At 71.9% G+C, this 19,603-nt stretch carries 21 protein-coding genes and 1 pseudogene; 13 read left to right on the top strand and 9 right to left on the bottom strand.

The annotated features are described in order from the left end of the window. The first annotated feature begins 8 nt into the window (after nucleotides 1-8). From EDF51_RS08115 to EDF51_RS08105, 3 genes are all read left to right on the top strand, one after another. The gene (locus EDF51_RS08115; RefSeq protein WP_123339354.1) at nucleotides 9-725 is read left to right on the top strand and encodes a GAF and ANTAR domain-containing protein; all 717 of its coding nucleotides are present in this window, start codon (nucleotides 9-11) and stop codon (nucleotides 723-725) included. A gap of 96 nt (nucleotides 726-821) precedes the next feature. After that, nucleotides 822-1,913, top strand: a complete 1,092-nt coding sequence (locus tag EDF51_RS08110; RefSeq protein WP_131877861.1) for an acyl-CoA desaturase — start codon at nucleotides 822-824, stop codon at nucleotides 1,911-1,913. 124 nt (nucleotides 1,914-2,037) lie between these two features. Next, nucleotides 2,038-3,051: a matrixin family metalloprotease gene (locus EDF51_RS08105; RefSeq protein WP_123292976.1), complete on the top strand. Its 1,014-nt coding sequence runs from the start codon at nucleotides 2,038-2,040 to the stop codon at nucleotides 3,049-3,051. 46 nt (nucleotides 3,052-3,097) lie between these two features. Here EDF51_RS08105 and EDF51_RS08100 read toward each other — a convergent pair whose 3' ends face one another. Then, a complete protein-coding gene (locus tag EDF51_RS08100; RefSeq protein WP_123292977.1) occupies nucleotides 3,098-3,748 on the bottom strand; it encodes an SDR family oxidoreductase in 651 nt (216 codons plus the stop codon). Nucleotides 3,749-3,855: 107 nt separating this feature from the next. Here EDF51_RS08100 and EDF51_RS08095 point away from each other — a divergent pair, with 107 nt between their 5' ends. Next, nucleotides 3,856-4,344, top strand: a complete 489-nt coding sequence (locus EDF51_RS08095) for a DUF4126 family protein (RefSeq protein WP_123671330.1) — start codon at nucleotides 3,856-3,858, stop codon at nucleotides 4,342-4,344. Next, complete coding sequence (locus EDF51_RS08090) at nucleotides 4,344-5,315, top strand: NAD(P)-dependent oxidoreductase (RefSeq protein ID WP_134194476.1); 972 nt, start codon at nucleotides 4,344-4,346, stop codon at nucleotides 5,313-5,315. The genes EDF51_RS08095 and EDF51_RS08090 overlap by 1 nt, the downstream gene beginning before the upstream one ends. Nucleotides 5,316-5,331: 16 nt before the next feature. Here EDF51_RS08090 and EDF51_RS08085 read toward each other — a convergent pair whose 3' ends face one another. Beyond that, a complete protein-coding gene (locus tag EDF51_RS08085; protein ID WP_133938145.1) occupies nucleotides 5,332-6,030 on the bottom strand; it encodes a carboxymuconolactone decarboxylase family protein in 699 nt (232 codons plus the stop codon). A gap of 123 nt (nucleotides 6,031-6,153) precedes the next feature. On the opposite strand from EDF51_RS08085, the gene EDF51_RS08080 reads away from it, so the two are divergent. Beyond that, the gene (locus EDF51_RS08080; protein ID WP_132099730.1) at nucleotides 6,154-7,170 is read left to right on the top strand and encodes an aldo/keto reductase; all 1,017 of its coding nucleotides are present in this window, start codon (nucleotides 6,154-6,156) and stop codon (nucleotides 7,168-7,170) included. 80 nt (nucleotides 7,171-7,250) lie between these two features. On the opposite strand, the gene EDF51_RS08075 is transcribed toward EDF51_RS08080, so the two are convergent. Both EDF51_RS08075 and EDF51_RS08070 read right to left on the bottom strand, forming a co-directional pair. Continuing rightward, a complete protein-coding gene (locus EDF51_RS08075; protein ID WP_123671333.1) occupies nucleotides 7,251-7,454 on the bottom strand; it encodes a hypothetical protein in 204 nt (67 codons plus the stop codon). Then, nucleotides 7,451-8,323, bottom strand: a complete 873-nt coding sequence (locus EDF51_RS08070; protein ID WP_165901010.1) for a helix-turn-helix transcriptional regulator — start codon at nucleotides 8,321-8,323, stop codon at nucleotides 7,451-7,453. The genes EDF51_RS08075 and EDF51_RS08070 overlap by 4 nt, the downstream gene beginning before the upstream one ends. Nucleotides 8,324-8,409: 86 nt before the next feature. On the opposite strand from EDF51_RS08070, the gene EDF51_RS08065 reads away from it, so the two are divergent. Further along, a complete protein-coding gene (locus tag EDF51_RS08065) occupies nucleotides 8,410-9,294 on the top strand; it encodes an aldo/keto reductase (protein WP_133938147.1) in 885 nt (294 codons plus the stop codon). A gap of 73 nt (nucleotides 9,295-9,367) precedes the next feature. Here the strand turns inward: EDF51_RS08065 and EDF51_RS08060 are convergent, their stop codons facing one another. Together EDF51_RS08060 and EDF51_RS08055 are read right to left on the bottom strand one after the other, a co-directional pair. Next, nucleotides 9,368-10,633: a HAMP domain-containing sensor histidine kinase gene (locus EDF51_RS08060; protein WP_208320978.1), complete on the bottom strand. Its 1,266-nt coding sequence runs from the start codon at nucleotides 10,631-10,633 to the stop codon at nucleotides 9,368-9,370. 101 nt (nucleotides 10,634-10,734) lie between these two features. Next, nucleotides 10,735-11,415 (bottom strand): annotated as a pseudogene (locus EDF51_RS08055) (response regulator transcription factor); the annotation flags it as partial. Nucleotides 11,416-11,553: 138 nt separating this feature from the next. Between EDF51_RS08055 and EDF51_RS08050 the strand changes: the two are divergent. The 4 genes from EDF51_RS08050 to EDF51_RS08035 are packed head-to-tail and all read left to right on the top strand — an operon-like array spanning nucleotide 11,554 to nucleotide 15,548. Next, nucleotides 11,554-12,654, top strand: a complete 1,101-nt coding sequence (locus EDF51_RS08050; protein ID WP_133938151.1) for an AAA family ATPase — start codon at nucleotides 11,554-11,556, stop codon at nucleotides 12,652-12,654. Continuing rightward, entirely contained in the window at nucleotides 12,651-13,565 is a 915-nt protein-coding gene (locus EDF51_RS08045) for a DUF58 domain-containing protein (protein WP_133938153.1), read from the top strand. The genes EDF51_RS08050 and EDF51_RS08045 overlap by 4 nt, the downstream gene beginning before the upstream one ends. Then, the gene (locus EDF51_RS08040) at nucleotides 13,562-14,557 is read left to right on the top strand and encodes a VWA domain-containing protein (RefSeq protein ID WP_131877843.1); all 996 of its coding nucleotides are present in this window, start codon (nucleotides 13,562-13,564) and stop codon (nucleotides 14,555-14,557) included. Before EDF51_RS08045 ends, EDF51_RS08040 begins: the two co-directional genes overlap by 4 nt. Nucleotides 14,558-14,573: 16 nt before the next feature. Further along, nucleotides 14,574-15,548 (top strand): trypsin-like peptidase domain-containing protein, encoded by a 975-nt coding sequence (locus EDF51_RS08035; RefSeq protein WP_131877841.1) that lies wholly within the window; start codon nucleotides 14,574-14,576, stop codon nucleotides 15,546-15,548. An 18-nt stretch (nucleotides 15,549-15,566) separates the two neighbouring features. On the opposite strand, the gene EDF51_RS08030 is transcribed toward EDF51_RS08035, so the two are convergent. Together EDF51_RS08030 and EDF51_RS08025 are read right to left on the bottom strand one after the other, a co-directional pair. Further along, entirely contained in the window at nucleotides 15,567-16,454 is an 888-nt protein-coding gene (locus tag EDF51_RS08030; RefSeq protein ID WP_133938155.1) for a helix-turn-helix transcriptional regulator, read from the bottom strand. 73 nt (nucleotides 16,455-16,527) lie between these two features. Further along, nucleotides 16,528-17,703, bottom strand: coding sequence for a PQQ-dependent sugar dehydrogenase (locus tag EDF51_RS08025; protein ID WP_243648812.1), 1,176 nt, complete (start codon nucleotides 17,701-17,703; stop codon nucleotides 16,528-16,530). Nucleotides 17,704-17,812: 109 nt separating this feature from the next. On the opposite strand from EDF51_RS08025, the gene EDF51_RS08020 reads away from it, so the two are divergent. Both EDF51_RS08020 and EDF51_RS08015 read left to right on the top strand, forming a co-directional pair. After that, nucleotides 17,813-18,211, top strand: a complete 399-nt coding sequence (locus EDF51_RS08020; RefSeq protein ID WP_131877835.1) for a cupin domain-containing protein — start codon at nucleotides 17,813-17,815, stop codon at nucleotides 18,209-18,211. Next, on the top strand, nucleotides 18,208-18,879 hold the full coding sequence (locus EDF51_RS08015) for an SDR family NAD(P)-dependent oxidoreductase (RefSeq protein ID WP_131877833.1): 672 nt from the start codon (nucleotides 18,208-18,210) through the stop codon (nucleotides 18,877-18,879). Before EDF51_RS08020 ends, EDF51_RS08015 begins: the two co-directional genes overlap by 4 nt. Nucleotides 18,880-19,010: 131 nt before the next feature. Here EDF51_RS08015 and EDF51_RS08010 read toward each other — a convergent pair whose 3' ends face one another. Continuing rightward, the gene (locus EDF51_RS08010; RefSeq protein WP_131877831.1) at nucleotides 19,011-19,553 is read right to left on the bottom strand and encodes a TetR/AcrR family transcriptional regulator; all 543 of its coding nucleotides are present in this window, start codon (nucleotides 19,551-19,553) and stop codon (nucleotides 19,011-19,013) included. Nucleotides 19,554-19,603: the final 50 nt, after the last annotated feature.

The following is a 19,603-nucleotide window of genomic DNA, read 5'->3' as shown; positions in this document are numbered from 1 at the left end:
CACGCACCATGGCACCGACCCGCGAGCGCCGGCTCATCGACACCTTCGTCACGCTGACCGACACCCTCGTCGACGAGTACGACGTCGTCGACCTGCTGCAGAACCTGGTCGACAGCGTCGTCGACATCTTCGACGCCTCGGCGGCCGGCATCCTGCTGGCCAACCAGCACCAGGAACTCGAGGTCGTGGCGTCGACCAGTGAGCGGTCCAGCTTCGTCGGACTCCTCCAGCTCGACGCCGGCGAAGGGCCGTGCGTGGAGTGCTTCGCGACCGGGCGTCCGGTGTCCGTCAGTGACCAGGCGGAGATGCAACGCCGGTGGCCGACGTTCGCCGCCGCGTCCGCCGAGTCGGGGTACGCGTCGGTGCACGCGATCCCGATGCGGTTGCGGGACACCACGCTCGGGTCGCTCAACCTGTTCCGCGAGACCGAGGGTGCGCTGAACCGCGACGATGCCTTGGCTGCTCAGGCCCTGACCGACGTCGCGACCATCAGCATCCTGCAGCAGCGGACCCTGCAACACGCGGCGCTGACGCAGGCGCAGTTGCAGCGAGCCCTCGACAGCCGGGTCGTGATCGAGCAGGCCAAGGGATTCGTGGCGTACACGCACTCGGTCGACACCGAGGCGGCGTTCGAACTGCTGCGGCAGTACGCGCGGTCGAACCAGGAGCGCCTCGCCGACGTCGCCCGGGCCATCGTCGAACGCCGCCTGGTCCTCCCCGCCTGATCCCGTGTGTCCCCGGTCCGGGCCGGCGTACGATCACGAGCAAGTCGTAGCCCCGGACCCCGGTTGCAGGCGCAGCACTGGATCCAGGAGGAAAGCATGGGCGACGAACTGGTCGTACCGACGGGCTACCGGAAGACCGAACGACGGTCGCCTCGGACCGACACCACCTCCACGTACACCGCGCTGCTCGCGCAGGTCCGCACCGCTGGGCTCCTCGGTCGCCGCACGGGCTGGTACTGGGGCCTCATCGCAGTGCTCGCCGCGCTGCTCGGCATCACCGGCGGGGCGTTCGCCGTGCTCGGCGGCTCCTGGTACCAGTTGATCGTCGCGGGGGTGCTGGGCGCACTGTTCACGCAGTTCGCGTTCCTGTCGCACGAGGCTGCCCACCGACAGGTTTTCGCGTCGCACCACTGGAACGACCGAGCGGCCCGGTACGCCGGCACGTTCCTGACCGGCATCAGCTACGCGTGGTGGATGAACAAGCACACCCGGCACCACGCCAACCCGAACACCGTCGGCAAGGACCCCGACATCTCGTTCGACGCGATCTCGTTCCGACCCGAGGACGCTGCCAGCCGGACCGGGTTCCTGCGTGTGCTCGTCCGCGTGCAGGGCTACGCGTTCTTCCCGATGCTCCTGGTCGAGGGCGTGAACCTGCACTGGCAGTCGATCCGCACGTACACGAGCCGTGGCCCGGTGAAGCGACGGTGGGCCGAGGGATCGGTCTTCGTCGGCCGGTTCGTGCTCTACCTGGGTGTCGTGTTCTGGTTCCTGCCGGTCGGCCTGGCCTTCGCGTTCCTCGGTGTCCAGCTCGCCGTGTTCGGGTTCCTCATGGGGATCGCGTTCGCGCCGAACCACAAGGGCATGCCCGTCATCGAACCCGGCCGCCGCGTGGACTTCTTCTCGCGCCAGGTCCTGACCTCGCGCGACATCGGTGGCGGCGCCTGGGTCGAGTACTTCATGGGCGGCCTGAACCACCAGGTCGAGCACCACCTGTTCCCGAGCATGGCCCGACCGAACCTGCGGGCCGCCCGGGACATGGTCCGGAAGTACTGCGCGGACCAGGGCGTGCCGTACACCGAGACGACGCTGGTGCACTCCTACGTCATCGTGGTCCGCTACCTCAACGAGGTCGGTCTGGCGGCTCGCGACCCGTTCGCGTGTCCGATGGTCGAGCGGCTGCGCTGACCGACCGCGACGGCTGGGCGCTTCCTGTCCTGTTGGCGCAGCCCTGGACCTGACGGGGCTCATCGGCGAGCATGGACCCGATCAGGGACGGCGGGCACAGGGGCCCACCGCGGGAAGGGCAACCATGCGTCCTGTCAGGAACACGCTCACCACCGGGGCGGTCATCGCACTCGTCGTCGGCCTCACCGCGACGGCGGCACCCGCGCAGGCGGCGACGCCGGGGGCATCGACGCCGGCCGCCGGAACCCGCTGCGCCACGGGGACGCTCTCGGTGCAGACGCTCCGGTCGGGGTGCACGGTCTCGTCGGGCACGGTCGCGCTGCCCGACGGCCGCACCTTCGCCGTGCCGGCGCCCGGTGAGAGCGTGATGGCGAGCAGCTCCGCGGCGCCGGGTGCTCCGGAGCTTGCGGAGGTCGTCATCGCGAACACCGGCACCGGCGGTGTCGCGGTCCGCATCGACGAGACCTGGAGCGGTTCGGCGCCCGCCGTGCGCCGCGAGCAGGCGAGGAGCGCGGCAGCCAGCGGTGCCGCCGGCGCACCCGCAGCGCCGGCCGCCACGACCGCGGCCACCACCAAGTGCACCAGCACGGCCAACGTACGGAACAAGTACCGCTGGTCGAGCACGGTGCAGTGGTACTACAACGAGTCCGGCCAGAAGTCGTCGTACGCCAAGGACGCCCTGCGCAAGGCGGCGAACGCGTGGACCGGCACGATCGCGTCGTGCGACCGCACCGTGACCTCGTCGGCCCGGAACTCCTACGTGCGCCTGGCGACCCAGGTGCCCGGGCTCACCGACAAGGGCGGCTGCTCGAAGAGCAACGGCTACAGCGTCGTCGGATGGGGCAAGCTGCCCTCCGGCACCCTCGGCGTGACGTGCGTCTGGTACGACGGCAACGGCGTCGCGAAGGAGTCCGACCAGCGGTACGCCACCAGCTACAAGTGGAGCTCGACGACCACCTGCTCGGGCGCACGGTTCGACACCCAGGCCGTCGCCACCCACGAGTGGGGACACCTGTACGGACTCGGCCACGTCAAGACCGGAACCGGTCAGGTCATGGAGCCGTCCGGCGGGTACTGCGACACCGGCTCACGCACGCTCGGGCTCGGCGACATGACCGGCATCGCAGCGATCTACTGAAGCGCGGCTGCGGGCCGCGGGCCGTCGTCAGACCCCGTCGGGGTCCTCAGACCGCGTCGGCGCGCAGGAAGTCCGCGATCGGGGTCGATCCCGAGTTGAACCGGATGGTGTTGCCCGCCGTGCCGGGGGTCTCGAGCACGTCGGCGATCACGTGTGCGACGTCGCCGCGCGGCACGTCGCTCGACGAGCCCGCCCAGTCGACCGAACCGGTGGCGTCGTCGTCCGTCAGGGTGCTCGGCGCCACGATGGTCCACTGCAGACCGGAGTCGCGCACCACGGCGTCGGCGATCGCCTTCGACTGCGCGTAGGCGAAGAAGTCGTTGTCCTGCGGTACCCCGTGGTCGAGCTGCGACCCGGACCACGACACCATGACGTAGCGGTCGACGCCAGCCTGCTTCGCGCCCTGCACCGACAGGATCGCGGCGTCGCGGTCGATCGCCCAGGTGCGGTCGACGGACCCGCCGCCGGCACCGGCCGACCACACGACGGCGTCGTGCCCGTGGACGAGCTCCGCGAAGTCGGTCAGGGACTGCTGCTGGATGTCCGCGACACGGGGTTCGCCGCCGTGGGCACGGATCTCGTCGGACTGGTCCGCGTCGCGGATGACCGAGGTGACCGAGTGGCCGCGGTCGCTGAGGATGCGGGTGGTGAGGAGTGCGACCTTGCCGTGGCCGCCGAAGACGATGACGTTGCTCATGCGGCGGACGCTACTCGGGCCGGCTCAGTACCCGCAGTCCGTGAGGACCCTCGGAGCGCTCGCGGCCCGCGTGCGTACGGTCGGACCTGATCACGACTGGAGACACGATGAGCACGCAGCACGAGCAGCACACCCTGGTCCGCACCCTGGTGCTCGGCATCCTGAGCGGCGGCCGCAGCGCCACCCCGCTCGCGGTGCTGGCGCTGAACCACGACCGGTCCTCGCTGAAGGGGTCGTGGCAGGACTGGAAGGTCTTCAGCACCCCGCTCGGCCGCGGACTCCTCGTCGCCTCGGCCGTCGGTGAACTCATCGGCGACAAGCTGCCGATGACCCCGAACCGCATCTCCCCCGCCGGCCTGATCGGCCGCATCGGGTCCGGTGCGCTCGTCGGCGCAGCACTCGGCACGACCGGCAAGCGCGACCTGCGCATCGAGGGCGCGATCCTCGGCGGCGTCGGTGCGATCGTCGGGTCGTTCGTCGGGTGGGGTGCCCGCAAGCTCGTCGGTGCCACCACCCGCCTGCCCGACCCGGTCGTGGCGCTCGCCGAGGACGCCGCGACCATCGCCGGCTCCGTGAAGGTCATCACCGCCGACTGATGCGCATCGTCGTCATCGGAGCCACCGGCCACATCGGCACGTTCCTCGTCCCCCGCCTCGTCCGCGCCGGTCACGAGGTCGTCGCCATCAGTCGCGGCACCAGCACCCCCTACGCCGACTCCCCCGAGTGGCAGCGGGTCGAACGCGTCACCGCGGACCGTGAGCAGGAGGACCGCGACGGCACGTTCGGAACGCGGATCGCTGCGCTCGACGCCGATGCCGTCGTCGACCTGGTCTGCTTCACCGAGTCGTCCGCCGCCGCCCTCGTCGAAGCGCTCCGCGGCACGGGCACGCACCTCGTGCACTGCGGCTCGATCTGGCGCGCGGGTGCATCCCGTGTGCTGCCGATCACCGAGGACGACTTCACGCCGCCCTTCGGCGACTACGGCGTGCAGAAGGACGCGATCGCGCGGATGCTCAAGGAAGAAACCGTGTCAGGGGGTTTGGCGACGACGACGCTGCACCCGGGTCACATCAGCGGTCCGGGCTGGATGCCGATCGGTCCGCTCGGCAACCTCGACCCGTCGGTGCTGACGAGGCTGTCCGCCGGCGAGGCGATCGAGGTCCCCGGTCTCGGTGCCGAGACCATGGCCCACGTGCACGCGGACGACGTCGCGCAGGCCTTCCAGCTCGCCGTCGAACACCGCGAGGCGGCGGTCGGCGAGGACTTCTTCATCACGGCCCCGACGGCGCTCACCGCGCGTGGGTACGCCCACCTGGCAGCGTCGTGGTTCGGCCAGGAGGCCCGGCTCGAGCCCGTCAGCTGGGACCGGTTCCGCGAGACCACCACTCCAGAGCACGCTGGCGCCAGCTGGGAGCACCTGTCACGCAGCCAGGTGTTCAGCGTCGAGAAGGCCCGCCGTCTGCTCGGCTACACGCCGGGCTTCACCGCCGAACAGACGGTGCTCGACGCCGTCCGTTGGCAGGTCGACCACGACCAGCTCGAGGTCGCCGGCCCCCTCGTCGCCTGAGGGACCGGCCGCGACCTCAAGCGGCGGGCGCACCCTCGTTCACGGCGGCGAGCCCGTTGAGCGTCCGCGGGTAGCCGATCACCGGCACCAGGACGGTGAGCACGTCGAGCAGCTGCTGCCGGGTGTTCCCGACGTGCAGGTTGCCCGCGACGTGTCCCGTGACCTGCGCGTCCGCACCACCGAGCGCGACGAGGACCGCGAACGTCAGCAGCTCACGCGTCGGCAGGTCGAGCCCGTCCCGTCCGACGGTGTCGCCGAAGCAGTTGCCGGACAGGAACCGCTGGAGGTGCACGGTGTCGTCGGCCGCGTTCTCGTACATCGCGTCGACACGTCCGGCGCCGACGACGGCGCTCTGGACCGCACGGCCCCGTTCGAGTCGGTCGTCGGGGGTGGTCGTCGACTGGCCCGGGAGCGGCAACTCGACACCGCGCGCGATCAGCACGTCGTTGGTGATCGTGAGGAAGTCCGAGGCGCGTGCGGACCCGACGTAGGCGACGGCCTGGTACCCGATCTCCTTCGCCTCGACCGGGGTCAGTGATTCGTCGAGCGCGGCGCCGAGCAGCTGTCGGAAGGCGGTCTGCGCGCCGGCGGCGATCATCGCGCCGAGCTGCACGACCGCGCGGTCGTGGCTGCTGAGCGACGCGTGCTGCAGCGTCTCGTCCACGAAGTCGGCGTGGTACTGGGCGAACTCGGGGTCGGTCTCGGCGAACGTCATGTCCCCGACGCTACGACCGCTCCGCCGGCCGAGGGAGGTAAGGGCCTCCCCCCTTTCGCCGTGGGTGACCGGCCTAGCGTGGCAGCCGTGCCCGGCGAGACCCGCGGGCACGGAGAGGAAACCATGGAGTACCGCCAGCTCGGACGCACCGGCGTCGAGGTGAGCCCGCTCGCTCTGGGCACCATGATGTTCGGTCCGTGGGCGAACGCCGACGTCGACGACTCGATCCGGATCATCCACCGCGCCCTCGACGCGGGCATCAACTTCGTCGACACCGCCGACGCCTACTCGGACGGCGTCTCCGAGGAGATCGTCGGCAAGGCCATCAAGGACCGCCGTGACGACGTCGTGCTCGCCACCAAGTTCTTCATGCCGATGGGTGAGGGCCCGAACCGCTCCGGGGGCTCGCGCCGCTGGATCATGCAGGAGGTCGAGAACTCCCTGCGCCGCCTCGGCACGGACCACATCGACCTGTACCAGGTGCACCGCCCGTCCCCGACGACGGACGTCGAGGAGACCCTGGGCGCCCTGACCGACCTGGTCCGCCAGGGCAAGGTCCGGAACATCGGATCGTCGTCGTACTCGGGCGCCGAGATCGTCGAGGCCCAGTGGACCTCGGAGCGCCGTGGCCTGGAGCGCTTCCGCACCGAGCAGCCGCCGTACTCGATCCTGGTGCGTGGCATCGAGGAGGACGTCCTGCCGACCACGCAGCGCTACGGCATGGGCACCCTCGTCTACAGCCCGCTCGGCGGCGGCTGGCTCAGTGGCCGCTGGCGCAAGGACGCTCCCGGCACCCCGACGGCGAAGCACCGCCCCGCGGCCCGGTTCGACATGTCGACGCCCGCGAACCAGCGGAAGCTCGACATCGTCGAGGAACTCGCACTCCTGGCCGAGTCGCAGGACATGTCCCTCATCGAGATGTCGCTGGCGTGGGCGATCCGGCACCCCGGCGTCACGAGCGCGATCATCGGCCCGCGCACCATGGAGCAGCTCGAGTCGCAGCTCCCTGCCGCCGACCGCGTGCTCAGCGACGAGGTCCTGGACCGCATCGACGAGCTCGTCGCACCGGGCGTCACGATCAACCCCGACGACAACAGCTACGGGCAGCACACCCTGGTGCCCGCCGCACGTCGCCGGTGAACGCGACCGACTGACGGACGGGAGGCCCGCGGCCAGCTGGCCACGGGCCTCCCGTCCGCCATCTGGGCACGCGCGCAACGTCAGCGACGTCGGAACAGCTCGCCGAGGTGCCACGGGCCGGGCGCGAGCCGCACAGCGGCCTCGGCACGCACGCGCTCCTCGAGCGCACGGTCGCGGGTCAGGTCGTGGATCTCCTGCTCCGCGCGCCAGCGGAACCGCAACCGGCCCAGGAACCCGAGCGGCGCGGCGGCTGCGGTCGTCGGGACGGACTCGGTCTCGCTCATGCGTCCTCCGGTTCCGGGACGGCTGCGGCCGTCGTGGCGACGAGGTTCGCGAGCAGCTGCAGGCGCTCCTCGGACGGTGAGCCCGGCTCGGTGCCGTAGGCGATGAGCGTCAGACCGGTGTCGGTCGCGAGCTCCATCGTCTCGTACGTCAGGTCGAGGTCGCCGACCTCGGGGTGGTGCACCCGCTTCGAGCCGTTCAGGTGCCGCATGACGCCGTGCGCGGCCCAGCGCTGCCGGAACTCCTCGCTGCGGGTGGAGAGCTCGCCGATCAGGTCGGTCAGCCCCTTGTCGTACGGCGACCGGGCGGCCTCGGCACGGAGCACGGCCACCATGTCGCTCGCGACGACGTCCCAGTCGCGCCAGAACTCCTGACCGCGCGGGTCGAGGAACGCGAAGCGGGCGGTGTTCGGGGTGCCGGCGGGGTCGAGGAAGAGCGGCGAGTAGAGCGCACGTGCCAAGGCGTTGCCGGCCAGGAAGTCCGAGCGGCCGTTCCGGACCCACGCGGGCATCGTCATGCCGTCGAGCATGCGCTGCACGTTCGGTCGGACCTTCGACGTCGGGGGCTTCCGCCGCGTGGTCGCCGAGGCGTTCTGCACGCGGGCCAGGTCGAACAGGTGCGCGTGCTCGGCGTCGTCGAGGCGCAACGCGCGCGACAGCGACTCGAGCACGCTCTCCGAGACGCCGGTGAGGTTCCCGCGCTCGAGGCGGATGTAGTAGTCGACGCTCATGCCGGCGACGAGCGCGAGCTCCTCGCGGCGGAGACCCTTGACCCGTCGGGCGCCACCGAAGTCGGGCAGCCCGACCTGCTGCGGCGTGACGCGTTCGCGGCGGGTGCGGAGGAAGTCGCGCACTTCGCTCTTGGTGTCCATGCGTCCACGGTAGGACGGTGCCGGGCGGGGAAGAAGGGGCTGCTGGTACCCGTCAGGGTCAGGGGCACCGGCCTAGCGTCGTGGGCATGGACACACTCACCCTCAACAACGGACTCGAGATCCCCGCGATCGGCTTCGGCGTGTTCCAGAGCGCACCCGACGAGACCGTGGACGCGGTCCGCACGGCACTGGAGACCGGGTACCGCCACATCGACACCGCCGCCGCGTACGGCAACGAACGCGAGGTCGGCGAGGGCATCCGCGCCTCCGGCGTCGACCGCGACGAGATCGTGGTCGAGACGAAGATCTGGGTCTCCGACTACGGCTACGACGAGACCCTGCACGCGTTCGAGAAGGCCACCGGCAAGCTCGGGTTCGACCGCGTCGACGTGCTGATCCTGCACCAGCCCGCGCCGGACCGCTTCGAACGGACGGTGCAGGCGTACAAGGCGCTCGAGACGCTGTACGCCGACGGTCGGGTCGGAGCGATCGGCGTGAGCAACTTCATGCCGCACCACCTGCAGTCGCTGCTCGACGCGACCGACGTCATCCCGGCGCTCAACCAGGTCGAGCTGCACCCGTACTTCACGCAGCCGGACGTGCAGCGCGCCGACGCGGAGCACGGGGTCCTCGACCAGGCGTGGTCCCCCATCGGCGGGATCACCTTCTACCCGGGCTGGGGTGACGAGCGGGTCAGCGTGATGGACGACCCGACGATCCGGACCATCGCCCAGACGCACGGCAAGACGCCGGCGCAGGTGATGCTCCGCTGGCACGTGCAGCAGGGGCGGAACGCGATCCCGAAGTCGACGAACCCCGGACGGATCGCGGAGAACTTCGACGTCTTCGACTTCGTACTGTCCGACGACGACCTCAGGGCCTTGGACGAGCTCGACACGGGCCGCCGGAACGGCCCGGACCCCGACGGTGCGGACACGAGCCGCTTCGAGCGGGTGATCCCGGAGGCCTGACGCGGACCAGGAGACGGCCAGGAGGCCCGTGGCGGCGCCGCCACGGGCCTCCTGGCCGTCACGGGGTCGGCACTCAGGCGAGCGGGTCGCCGTCCGGCGGCTCGTCCGTCCTCGTCGGCGCGCCCGGCACGGCGCGCTCCGGCAACCAGATGACGAAGGTCGACCCGTCGGAGCCGCGACTCTCGAGGCGGAGGCGGCCCTCGTGGCTCTCCACGATCTGGCGCGCGATCGACAGCCCGAGGCCGCTGCCGGTGGAGGCGTCCGAGGACTCCCGGTAGAAGCGGTCGAACACCCGTGGCCGGGCATCGTCGCCGATGCCGGGGCCCTCGTCACGCACCGCGAGCCACGCCCACCCGCGGACGCTCCCGACGCCGATCGTCACGGTGGAGCCGACGGGTGCGAGCCGGACGGCGTTCGAGAGCAGGTTGCCGAGTGCGCGCGACAGGGCGTCGGGATCGGCGAACACCACCGGGCCGCCGTGGATCCGCTCGCGGATCGTGAGGTCGCGGCGGCTCGCCAGGATCCCGTACTCCGCAGCAGCGGACGCGGCCAGCCGCGCGACGTCGACGTCGCGGTCGGTGAAGGCCTCGGACCGGGTGCGGGCGGTCGCGAGCAGGTCCTCGAGCAGGCGGCTCATCCGCCGGGTGGACTGCAGCACGACGTCGGCTGACGCCTGCCGTTCGGCCGGGGTAGCGGCGTCGTCCGCGAGGACGGCCTCGACGTTCGACTGCACGACGGCGACGGGGTTCCGCAGTTCGTGGGAGACGTCCTCGACGAGCATCCGTTCGGCCCGGAACGCGCGGTCGAGCCGGTCGAGCATCCCGTCGATGGTGTCGGCGAGGGTGTGCAGCTCGTCGGGAGGTCCTGACGCGTCGATGCGGCGTGACAGGTCGGTCGCGGTGATCTCCTGCGTCGCCCGGGTGATCGCACCGACGGGGCGGAGCGCGCGGCCGGCGACCCACCAGCCGATCGCCAGGCTCAGGACGAACATCACGACGAGGGCGATGATCGAGTACTGCTGCAGCGACTGCAGGGACGTGTAGTTGACGGCGCGCTGCACCGTCTCGAGGTCGGCGACCTGGAACTGCTCGCCGGGCTTGTAGACGATCGTGCCGTCGGCGGCCTTGTAGAACTTCTTCACCGTGACGGGGTTGAGGGGCTCGGCGCTGACCGTGCTCGACAGGGCGACGTAGACGGCGGCGAGGGCGAGTGCGGTGATCCCGAACAGGACGGCGCTGTACGTCAGGGTCAGGCGCATCCGGATCGTGCGTGCCCAGGCCGGCAGGCGGAGGAACCGGCGGTGGCCGACCTCGCGCCTGGCGCGGTCGAGCGCGCTCACGACGCAGCGCCGGCAGCGCCGGCCGCGCCGACCGCCCGTACCGGCGCGGCTGGCGCTCCGAGCGTCGACGAGTCCCCGGTGCCGTCCTCGGTGAGTTCCCGGAGCCGGTACCCGCGGCCGACGACGGTCTCGATCGCCGGCTCTTCGTCCGCGACGCTGAGCTTCCGGCGGAGCGTGCCCACCGTGACCCGGACGGTCTGCGTGAACGGGTCGGCGTTCTCGTCCCACACGTGCTCGAGCAGTTCCTCTGCCGACACCACGTAGCCGACACGGCCGAGCAGGTACCGGAGCACCCCGAACTCCTTCAGGGTCAGCGCGAGTTCGCGGTCGCCACGGCGCGCGAGCTGCCGCGCGGTGTCGACGACGATCGGGCCGTCGACGAGCACGGAGGACGCGGCCTCGCCCGAGCGCCGGGTGAGTGCGCGCATCCGGGCGGTGAGCTCGACGAGCGCGAACGGTTTCACCAGGTAGTCGTCGGCACCGAGGTCGAGCCCGCGGACCCGATCGCGCAGCTGGCCGCGGGCGGTGAGCATGAGGATCCGTGGGCCGGGGCCACCGGACCCACCGGGTTCGCCGGTCGACCGGAGTTCGCCGGCGAGCTCGAAGCCGTCCCCGTCCGGCAGGTTCACGTCGAGCAGGACGATGTCGTAGTCCGTGACGGCGAGCTTCCCGCGGGCGTCCCCGAGCGTGCCGGCGGCGTCGACCGCGTACCCCTCACGCTGCAGGGCGACGCGCAACGCGGTCACCAGACCGGCTTCGTCCTCCACCATCAGCACGCGCATGCCTCACGGTAACCAGGGCGGCTGGGCGACTGACAGGTACTGTCCGTTCCCCCTTTTCGGTCCGGTTTCGATCCGGCTTCCCGTCGTTTTCGCCCCTGGCGACTGGAGTGGGACGCACCCGAACGACAGGAGGACACCATGACCGAAGCCGCCCACGCCGACCCGTACACGACGCCGTCCGCGTCAGCCGTCCTCGAACGCGCACTGTTCGAGGTCAAGCACGTGGTCGTCGGCCAGGACGCCATGGTCGAACGGATGATGATCGGGCTGCTCGCCCGGGGCCACGTGCTGCTCGAGGGCGTCCCCGGCGTCGCGAAGACCCTCGCGGTGCGCACCCTGGCCACCGTCGTCGGCGGGGACTTCGTCCGCCTGCAGTTCACCCCCGACCTGATGCCGTCCGACATCGTCGGCACGCGGGTCTGGCGGCCGTCCACCGAGACCTTCGACGTCGAACCCGGACCGGTGTTCGCCAACCTCGTGCTCGCGGACGAGATCAACCGCGCTCCCGCCAAGGTGCAGTCGGCGCTGCTCGAGGCGATGGCCGAGCAGCAGGTCTCGATCGGTGGGCAGACCCACCGGCTCCCCGACCCCTTCATCGTGCTCGCCACCCAGAACCCGATCGAGAACGACGGCGTGTACGCGCTCCCCGAAGCGCAGCGCGACCGCTTCCTGCTCAAGGTCGACGTCGACCATGCCGACGAGCTCGGGGAGCTGACCATCGTGCAGCGGATGAGCGCCGACCGGCCACGCGCGCAGCAGATCCTGACGGTGCCGGACATCGTCCGGCTGCAGGCCGAAGCCGAGCAGGTCTTCGTGCACCACGCGGTCGCCATGTACGCCGTGCAGCTCGTGATGGCGACCCGCCACCCGCACCGGTACGGCGTGCACACCTTCGACGGAGTACTCGAGTACGGCGTCAGTGCTCGCGGGTCGCTCGGCCTGGTCGCCGCGGCCCGTGCGCTCGCGCTCCTCCGGGGCCGCGACTACGTGCTGCCCGGTGACATCGCGGACGTCGCCTCCGACGTGCTCGCGCACCGCCTCGTGCTCACCTTCGACGCCGTCGCCGACGGGGTCGACCCCAGGACCGCTGTGGAGGCCGTGCTCGCGGCCGTCCCGCAGCCTCGGATCGCGGCGTCCGAGGACCCGAGCGCGGTCGCGGCGGGCGGTGACGTGCGGTACCCCCCAGCCGCACCGACCCCCGCCGCGGCCGCTTCCACCCCGTACGAGGCGACGCCGTGAGCGACGACGCACGGCTCCGCCGCCTCGAGCTCACCGTCCGGCGCCGTGTCGACGGCACGGTGCACGGCGACCACCAGGGCCTGTCCCTCGGCACGGGCAGCGACCCCGAGGAACTCGTGCGCTACCAGCCCGGGCACGACGTCCGCCGGATCGACTGGAACGCCACGGCTCGCGCCGGCGAACCGTACGTCTGGCTCACCCGCGCTGAGCACGCCCTCGAGACGTGGGTGCTGGTCGACCGTTCGCCGAGCATGGCCTTCGGCACCACCGACCGTGAGAAGGCCGACGTCGCCACCTGGACGGCGGCGGCGATCGGCCTGCTCACCACCGGCGCGGGTGACCGGGTGGGACTCGGCGTCGTCGGCACCGAGGGGATCCGCTGGACCCCTCCGCGCGCCGGTCGCACCACCGCCCGCCGCGTGCTCCGTGCCGATCCAGGCCCCCGCGACGGCGTCCCGACGACCGACCTGTCCGCAGCGCTCCGCGTGTTCGCCGCCCAGGCGCCCCGCCGCGGTCTGCGGGTCGTCATCAGTGACCTGCTCGACCAGCCGGCGACCGACAGCGCGCGGCTGCCGTGGGAGCCCGCCCTGCGTCGGCTGTCGGCACGCCACGAGGTCATCGTCGTCGAGGTGCTCGACCCCCGCGAACTCGACCTGCCCGACGTCGGCGACGTCGTCTTCGTCGACCCGGAGTCCGGCGCCCAGCGCGTCGTCGCCACCTCGGACCGGGCACTCCGCACCGCTTACGCCGCCGGAGCAGCCGCCCACCGCGCGGCCACCGCCACCGCCGTCCGCGCCGCCGGGGCCGACCACCTGGTCCTGCGCACCGACGATGACCTCGGCCGCGAACTCACCCGCTTCATCCACCGCCGGCACCGCACGCCCGCCCGATCGGCACGGAGGACCCGATGACCTTCCTCACACCCTGGTTCCTGCTCGCCCTGGTGCCGGTGGCGGCGCTCGCCGTCGCGCACCTGCTCGTCCAGCGCCGACGCCGGCGGTACGCCGTGCGCTTCGCGACCCTGCCGATGCTCGACAAGCTCGTCCCGAAGCAGCCCCGGTGGCGTCGGCACCTGCCCGCGGCGCTCGTCCTGGTCGGCCTGACCGCCCTCGGCTTCGCCGGTGCGCGCCCCGAGATCGACGTCCGGGTGCCCTACGAGCGTGCCACGGTGATCGTCGCGATCGACACGTCCGGCTCGATGCAGGCCGACGACGTCGACCCGAACCGGCTCGAGGCCGCCAAGTCCGCCGCCGAGTCCTTCGTCGCCGAGATGCCGGAGACGTTCAACGTCGGGGCGATCGCCTTCGCCGGCGGCGCGGACGTCCTGGCTCCGGCCACCCGCGACCACGAAGCGGTCCGGGAGGCCATCGCCGGGATGGACGACGGCGGCGGTGGGACGGCGATCGGCGAGGCCGTCTTCGAGGCGGTCGGCGAGGTCGACCGCCTCAGTGACGAGGGTGCCACCGGCTCGGCGTCGCCGTCCCCGACCCCCGGCGGGTCCGGGGAACCGGAGCGCATCCCGGCGCGACTCGTGCTGCTCTCCGACGGCGCGAACACCACCGGGCGCGAACCCGCCGCGGCCGCCGAAGCAGCTCGCGAAGCCGGCATGCCCGTCTCCACCATCGCCTACGGCACCGATTCCGGGGTCGCGAACCTGTGGGGGACGCAGCAGGCCGTCCCCGTCGACGAGACCTCCCTCCGCCAGCTCGCGGACGAGACCGACGGACGGTTCTACCGGGCGTCCAGCACCGACGAACTCCGCGAGGTCTACCAGGACATCGGCTCGTCGATCGGTTGGCACGAGGAACCCGTCGAGATCACACCATGGCTCGCCCTGCTCGGCATGCTCCTCGCCCTCACCGCCGGCGCGCTCTCCCTCCGCTGGTTCGCCCGCATCGTCTGAACACGAGGACACGACCATGAGTGACACCCCTCCCGGCATCGGCCGGCCCGCAGGTCCACAGCACTGGTCCACCGGCGCACCGCCCGAGCGATCTGCGCGACCAGACGGCGGACGGGAGGCCCGGGACCAGCTCGCAACGGGCCTCCCGTCCGTCCCCACGCCCGTCCAGGGCCCCCCACCGGACCCGGCCACCCGCCGGTCCGAGTTCGACGAGCCGGCACCGCGCCGCGAGCGGCGGGGCGGCGGCCGGACCGCGACCGTCCTCGTCGCCGCGCTCGTCCTCGGCGGCACCGCGGGGGTCACCGGCGCCCTGCTCGTCACCCCGGACTCCCCGGTCAGCGCCCCGGTGGCCGGGCGGCAGCAGTCCGGCACGTCCGGCTCGTCGGGGACGTCCGGCTCGTCCGGCGGTACTGCGACCGACGCCGAGGACGCCGCCCAGCGGATGCTGCAGAGCGTCGTGCAGGTCCGCACGACCGGCGGGAGCGGCTCCGGCTTCGTCATCGACGATGCCGGACACGTCATGACGAACCACCACGTCGTCGACGGTTCGTCGGCCGTCCGGCTCGTACTGCCCGACGGCACCAGCACCGACGGCCGGGTCGTCGGCAGCGACGAGGACAGCGACATCGCGGTCATCGAGGCGACCGGCCTGACCGTGCCCGCAGCCGACCTCGGACGCAGCGCCGACCTGCGGATCGGCGAGTCCGTCATCGCGGTCGGGTCCCCGCTCGGCCTGAACGGCACCGTCACCTCGGGCATCATCAGCGCCCTCGAACGGACCTCGCAGCGATCCGCGCAGCCGCTCGTGCAGACCGACGCGTCGATCAACCCCGGCAACTCCGGCGGGCCGCTCGTCGGGCTCGACGGCCGCGTCGTGGGGGTGAACACGTCGATCGCGACGCTCGGCTACTCCTCCGGCAACATCGGCATCGGCTTCGCGGTGCCCATCGACGACGCCGCACGGATCGCGGACGACATCATCCGGGGCTGACGCTCCGCGGGGCACCGCTCATCCGGGGCTGACCGCGCTGCGCGCACGTTCCGCGATCTGCTCCGTCGCCGCCCACGATGCGAGCAGGCGGAGCGCGTCGGCGGTCGGGCTGCCCGGGGTCGCCGGGTAGATCGTGAGCGCGAGCCCGGGGTCCTCGGCGAGTTCGAGCGTCTGGAAGTGCAGCTCGAGCGGACCGACGACGGCGTGCCGGAAGGATTTCACGCCGGCGTAGTGGCGGCGGACGTCGTGCGCGGCCCACAGGGCGCGGAAGTCGTCGCTCCGCATCGACAGCTCGCCGATGAGTGCTGCGAGGTCGCGGTCGTTCGGTGTACGGCCGGCCTCGCGCCGCAGGATCGCGACGTTCGTGTGCGCCGCCCGCTGCCAGTCCTGGTAGAAGTTCCGGGCCTGCGGGTCGAGGAAGATGAAGCGCGAGAAGTTCATCGGCCGGGCCGGTGCCGAGACCAGGTCCGAGTGCATCGCGTAGCCGAGCGCGTTGGCGGCGACGATGTCCTGCCGGTTGTTGATGATCATCGCCGGCGCATCGGTGATGACGTCGAGCAGGTACTGCAGCTCCGGGCGGACGGCGGCCACCGGCACCACCTTGCCCGCGCGCCGCGGTGTCGCGTTCTGGTGCCGGGACAGGTCGCGCAGGTGCTCGAGCTCGGCGGCGTCGAGCTGCAGTGCGCCGGCGACGGCCTCGAGCACGCTGTCCGAGACGCCCTGCAGGTTCCCCCGCTCCAGCCGCGTGTAGTAGTCGATGCTGACGCCTGCCAGCCGTGCGACCTCTTCGCGCCGGAGCCCCGTGACCCGACGGCGGGTTCCGAACGTCTCGACCCCGGCCTGCTCGGGGGTGATGCGGGCGCGACGGCTGGACAGGAAGTCGCGGGCTTCGTCGCGGTGGTTCATGCCGTCACGGTAACCCGCTGGACAGCGTGCGAGCGAGGGGCTGCCGGAACCCCTGTGGCAGCGCTCCGTCGGCTCACCCCTCGGCGCGGGTCAGCGGCACGGACACGATGCGGTCGTCGCCCTCCGCAGGGTCACCACGGCCGTCGGTGTTGTTCGTGACGAACCACAGCGTGTCCGACGGCCCCTCGAGCACGGTCCGGATCCGGCCGAAGTCGCCCTGGAAGTACTCGGTCGACGTCCCCGGGTCGTCCGCCGGGATCGCCCGGAGCACCTCGCCGCGCAGGTTGGCCACGAACACGGTGTCGTCGACGACCGTCAGGCCGCTCGGGGACGCCTCGTCCGTCGACCACTGCTGCACCGGGTCGACGAAGCCCTGGTCCTCGCCGCCCTCACCCTCGACCTCGGGCCAGCCGTAGTTCTCGCCCGCCTCGATCACGTTCAGCTCGTCGAGGGTGTTCTCGCCGAACTCCGACGCGAACATCGTGCCGTCGGAGGACCACCCCAGGCCCTGCACGTTGCGGTGCCCGAGGCTCCAGACGGGTGACCCGTCGAACGGGTTGTCGTCCGGCACGTCGCCGTCCGGGGTGAGCCGCAGGATCTTGCCCGCGAGCGAGTCCTCGTCCTGCGCGTCACTGCTCGTGCCGGCGTCCCCGACGCTGGCGTAGAGCATGTCGTCGGGGCCGAACGCGATGCGGCCGCCGTCGTGGAACGTGTTCGACGGCAGTCCGTCGATGATCGTCGTGGCGTCGCCGAGCGCCCACGACCCGGCGCTGCCCGTCAGTTCGAACCGCTGGATCCGGTTGCCGTCTTCGGCCGTCGAGTACACGAACAGGTCGTCGTCGTGCAGGGCCAGCCCGAGCAGCCCGCCCTCGCCGCCGTGGCTGACGCCGTCGACGGTGCCGACCTCGCGCGTCGTGCCGTCGTCCTGCAGCTCGAGGACCTTCGCGGAGTCGCGTTCGCTGACCAGGGCGTCGCCGTCGTCGCCGGTGCGGACGACCGACCACGGTGCTTCGAGTCCGGTGACCACGTCGCTGGTGTCGCCGTCGAGCGCGATCTGCCCGGTGGGCAGGTCGGCGGGGGCGGTGGCGCGGGCGCTCGCCGACGAGCCGCGGTCGTCGTCCGGTGCGGCATCGGCGCAGCCGCCCAGGGCGAGGGCGGCCACCGCGGCGATGCCCGCAGCGGACCAGCCGCGTCGGGCTCGGGTGGGGTTCGGGCTCGGGTGCGGGTTCGGGTGTTCGCTGCTGTCCACGGTGGTCCTCCCGGATCGTGCGTCGATCACACACGTCGTGTTCGGGAAACGGCTGAGGGGTACGGCCGGCACCTCCCTCCGGTGCGCACATCGGCCTACCGTCGGGGCCATGGAGATCCAACCGAAGCAGCCGACCGTCAAGAACCCGGCCGCGCAGTTCACCGGCGACGTGTACCTCGACGCCATCGCCAGCCCGAAGGAAGCCGGCCAGTCGATGACCGTCGCGAAGGTCCGGTTCCTGCCCGGCGCCCGCACCGCCTGGCACTCGCACGCCAACGGCCAGACCCTGCACGTCACCGAGGGTGTCGCGCGCATGGGCACCCGTGACGGCGGCGTGGTCGAGGTCCAGCCGGGCCAGACCGTCTACACGCCTGCGGGTGAGGAGCACTGGCACGGTGCGACCCCGACGGACTACATGGAGCACCTCGCGATGCTCGACCTCGCCGACGACCCGGCGACCACCACCACCTGGCTCGAGCACGTCACCGACGAGGAGTACTCCGCATGACCACCATCGCCATCATCGGGGCCGGCAAGGGCCTCGGTCTCGCCGTCGCCGAACGCTTCGGCCGCGAGGGCTTCTCGATCGCCCTCGTCTCCCGCAACCAGGACCGCCTGGACGGCCTCGCCGCGTCGCTGCGCGAGCAGGGCATCACGGCCGCCGGGTTCGCCGCGAACGTCCGTGACGGCGATTCGCTCCGCAGCGCCCTCGAGCGTGCGACCGAGCAGCTCGGTCCCATCGAGGTGCTGCAGTACAGCCCGCTCCCCGCCAAGGAGTACATGCGCCCGGTGCTCGAGACCACCGCGGAGGACCTGGTCGGCCCGATCGAGTTCTCGGTCTACGGCTCGGTCAACGCGGTCCGCCAGGTGCTGCCCGGCATGCGCGCGATCGGCCACGGCACGATCCTGTTCGTGAACGGCGGCAGTGCGGTGCGTCCCGGCGCTCGGGTCACCGGCACCTCGGTCGCCTTCGCTGCCGAGAGCGCCTACGCCCAGCTCCTGCACGACGCCGTGCGCGACGAGCAGGTCCACGTCGGTCAGCTCATCATCCCGTTCGGCATCGACGACGGGCAGCCGGAGCACTCCGGCGAGTCCATCGCGGATCGTCTGTGGGCGATCCACTCGGAGCGCGGCGAGTTCCGCACGTACGCGGAGGCGCTGCCCGACCCCGCTTGAGCGCGGTTCGCGCCGCATCGAGTGAGCAGAAGGCGACGAGTCCGAGCGCGTGACCCGTCGCCTTCTGCTCACTCCGTGGCGGACGGGAGGCCCGGTGCCAGCTGGCCACGGGCCTCCCGTCCGCCCTGGGGTCACGTCGAGAGCACCGCGACGGCACGCGCGGCGCGTGCGGCGACCGCGGCCGCCGTCGGGGCCGGAGCCAGGCCGAGCAGGCGCTCGCGGTGGAGCTCCCCGAGCAGCAGGGTGAAGAGCTCGGCGGCGGTCTCCGGAGTGGCTCCGGCGCGGACCAGGGCCTGCTGCGCGGCGAGCGGGCCGGCCTCGTGGAACTCACGGGCGAGCTCGGGTGATCGCGCCGACTCGGCGATGACGAGCCGGTGCAGGGCGACGGCGCGGTCCGAGAGCAACGCGCTGCCGATCGCCGTGGCCGTGGACACGAGGTCCGCGGCGGGCTGCGCGGCGTACGGGTGCTGCCGCCGGACGACCGCTCGGAGGATCGCGGGCTTGTCGCCGAACGCCGTGTAGAGCGTGCGCTTGGTGACCCCGGCCTCGGCGGCGACGCGGTCGAGTGCGACGCCCGCGAACCCGTGCTCCAGGAACAGGTCGGTCGCGACGTCGAGGATCCGCTCGTCACGGGCGATCCGCTCGTCGGCGGTCGGACGTCCACGCTTGTTCACAGACCCATCCTAGCGGTAATGATACGCTCCCGTTTCATTACCGAGGAGGG

Origin of the sequence: Curtobacterium sp. PhB25 (genome assembly GCF_004365375.1) — a bacterium.
Taxonomy (GTDB): Bacteria; Actinomycetota; Actinomycetes; order Actinomycetales; family Microbacteriaceae; genus Curtobacterium.
The sequence above is the reverse complement of the archived record's forward strand: the minus strand, read 5'-3'. Positions and strand labels throughout refer to the sequence as shown.

What these genes read in the sequence shown, in the direction of transcription:
- EDF51_RS08115 (WP_123339354.1), top strand. Translation starts at nt 9, where the DNA reads ATGGCACCGACCCGCGAGCGCCGGCTCATCGACACCTTCGTCACGCTG.
- EDF51_RS08110 (WP_131877861.1), top strand. Translation starts at nt 822, where the DNA reads ATGGGCGACGAACTGGTCGTACCGACGGGCTACCGGAAGACCGAACGA.
- EDF51_RS08105 (WP_123292976.1), top strand. Translation starts at nt 2,038, where the DNA reads ATGCGTCCTGTCAGGAACACGCTCACCACCGGGGCGGTCATCGCACTC.
- EDF51_RS08100 (WP_123292977.1), bottom strand. Translation starts at nt 3,748, where the DNA reads ATGAGCAACGTCATCGTCTTCGGCGGCCACGGCAAGGTCGCACTCCTC.
- EDF51_RS08095 (WP_123671330.1), top strand. Translation starts at nt 3,856, where the DNA reads ATGAGCACGCAGCACGAGCAGCACACCCTGGTCCGCACCCTGGTGCTC.
- EDF51_RS08090 (WP_134194476.1), top strand. Translation starts at nt 4,344, where the DNA reads ATGCGCATCGTCGTCATCGGAGCCACCGGCCACATCGGCACGTTCCTC.
- EDF51_RS08085 (WP_133938145.1), bottom strand. Translation starts at nt 6,030, where the DNA reads ATGACGTTCGCCGAGACCGACCCCGAGTTCGCCCAGTACCACGCCGAC.
- EDF51_RS08080 (WP_132099730.1), top strand. Translation starts at nt 6,154, where the DNA reads ATGGAGTACCGCCAGCTCGGACGCACCGGCGTCGAGGTGAGCCCGCTC.
- EDF51_RS08075 (WP_123671333.1), bottom strand. Translation starts at nt 7,454, where the DNA reads ATGAGCGAGACCGAGTCCGTCCCGACGACCGCAGCCGCCGCGCCGCTC.
- EDF51_RS08070 (WP_165901010.1), bottom strand. Translation starts at nt 8,323, where the DNA reads ATGGACACCAAGAGCGAAGTGCGCGACTTCCTCCGCACCCGCCGCGAA.
- EDF51_RS08065 (WP_133938147.1), top strand. Translation starts at nt 8,410, where the DNA reads ATGGACACACTCACCCTCAACAACGGACTCGAGATCCCCGCGATCGGC.
- EDF51_RS08050 (WP_133938151.1), top strand. Translation starts at nt 11,554, where the DNA reads ATGACCGAAGCCGCCCACGCCGACCCGTACACGACGCCGTCCGCGTCA.
- EDF51_RS08040 (WP_131877843.1), top strand. Translation starts at nt 13,562, where the DNA reads ATGACCTTCCTCACACCCTGGTTCCTGCTCGCCCTGGTGCCGGTGGCG.
- EDF51_RS08035 (WP_131877841.1), top strand. Translation starts at nt 14,574, where the DNA reads ATGAGTGACACCCCTCCCGGCATCGGCCGGCCCGCAGGTCCACAGCAC.
- EDF51_RS08030 (WP_133938155.1), bottom strand. Translation starts at nt 16,454, where the DNA reads ATGAACCACCGCGACGAAGCCCGCGACTTCCTGTCCAGCCGTCGCGCC.
- EDF51_RS08020 (WP_131877835.1), top strand. Translation starts at nt 17,813, where the DNA reads ATGGAGATCCAACCGAAGCAGCCGACCGTCAAGAACCCGGCCGCGCAG.
- EDF51_RS08015 (WP_131877833.1), top strand. Translation starts at nt 18,208, where the DNA reads ATGACCACCATCGCCATCATCGGGGCCGGCAAGGGCCTCGGTCTCGCC.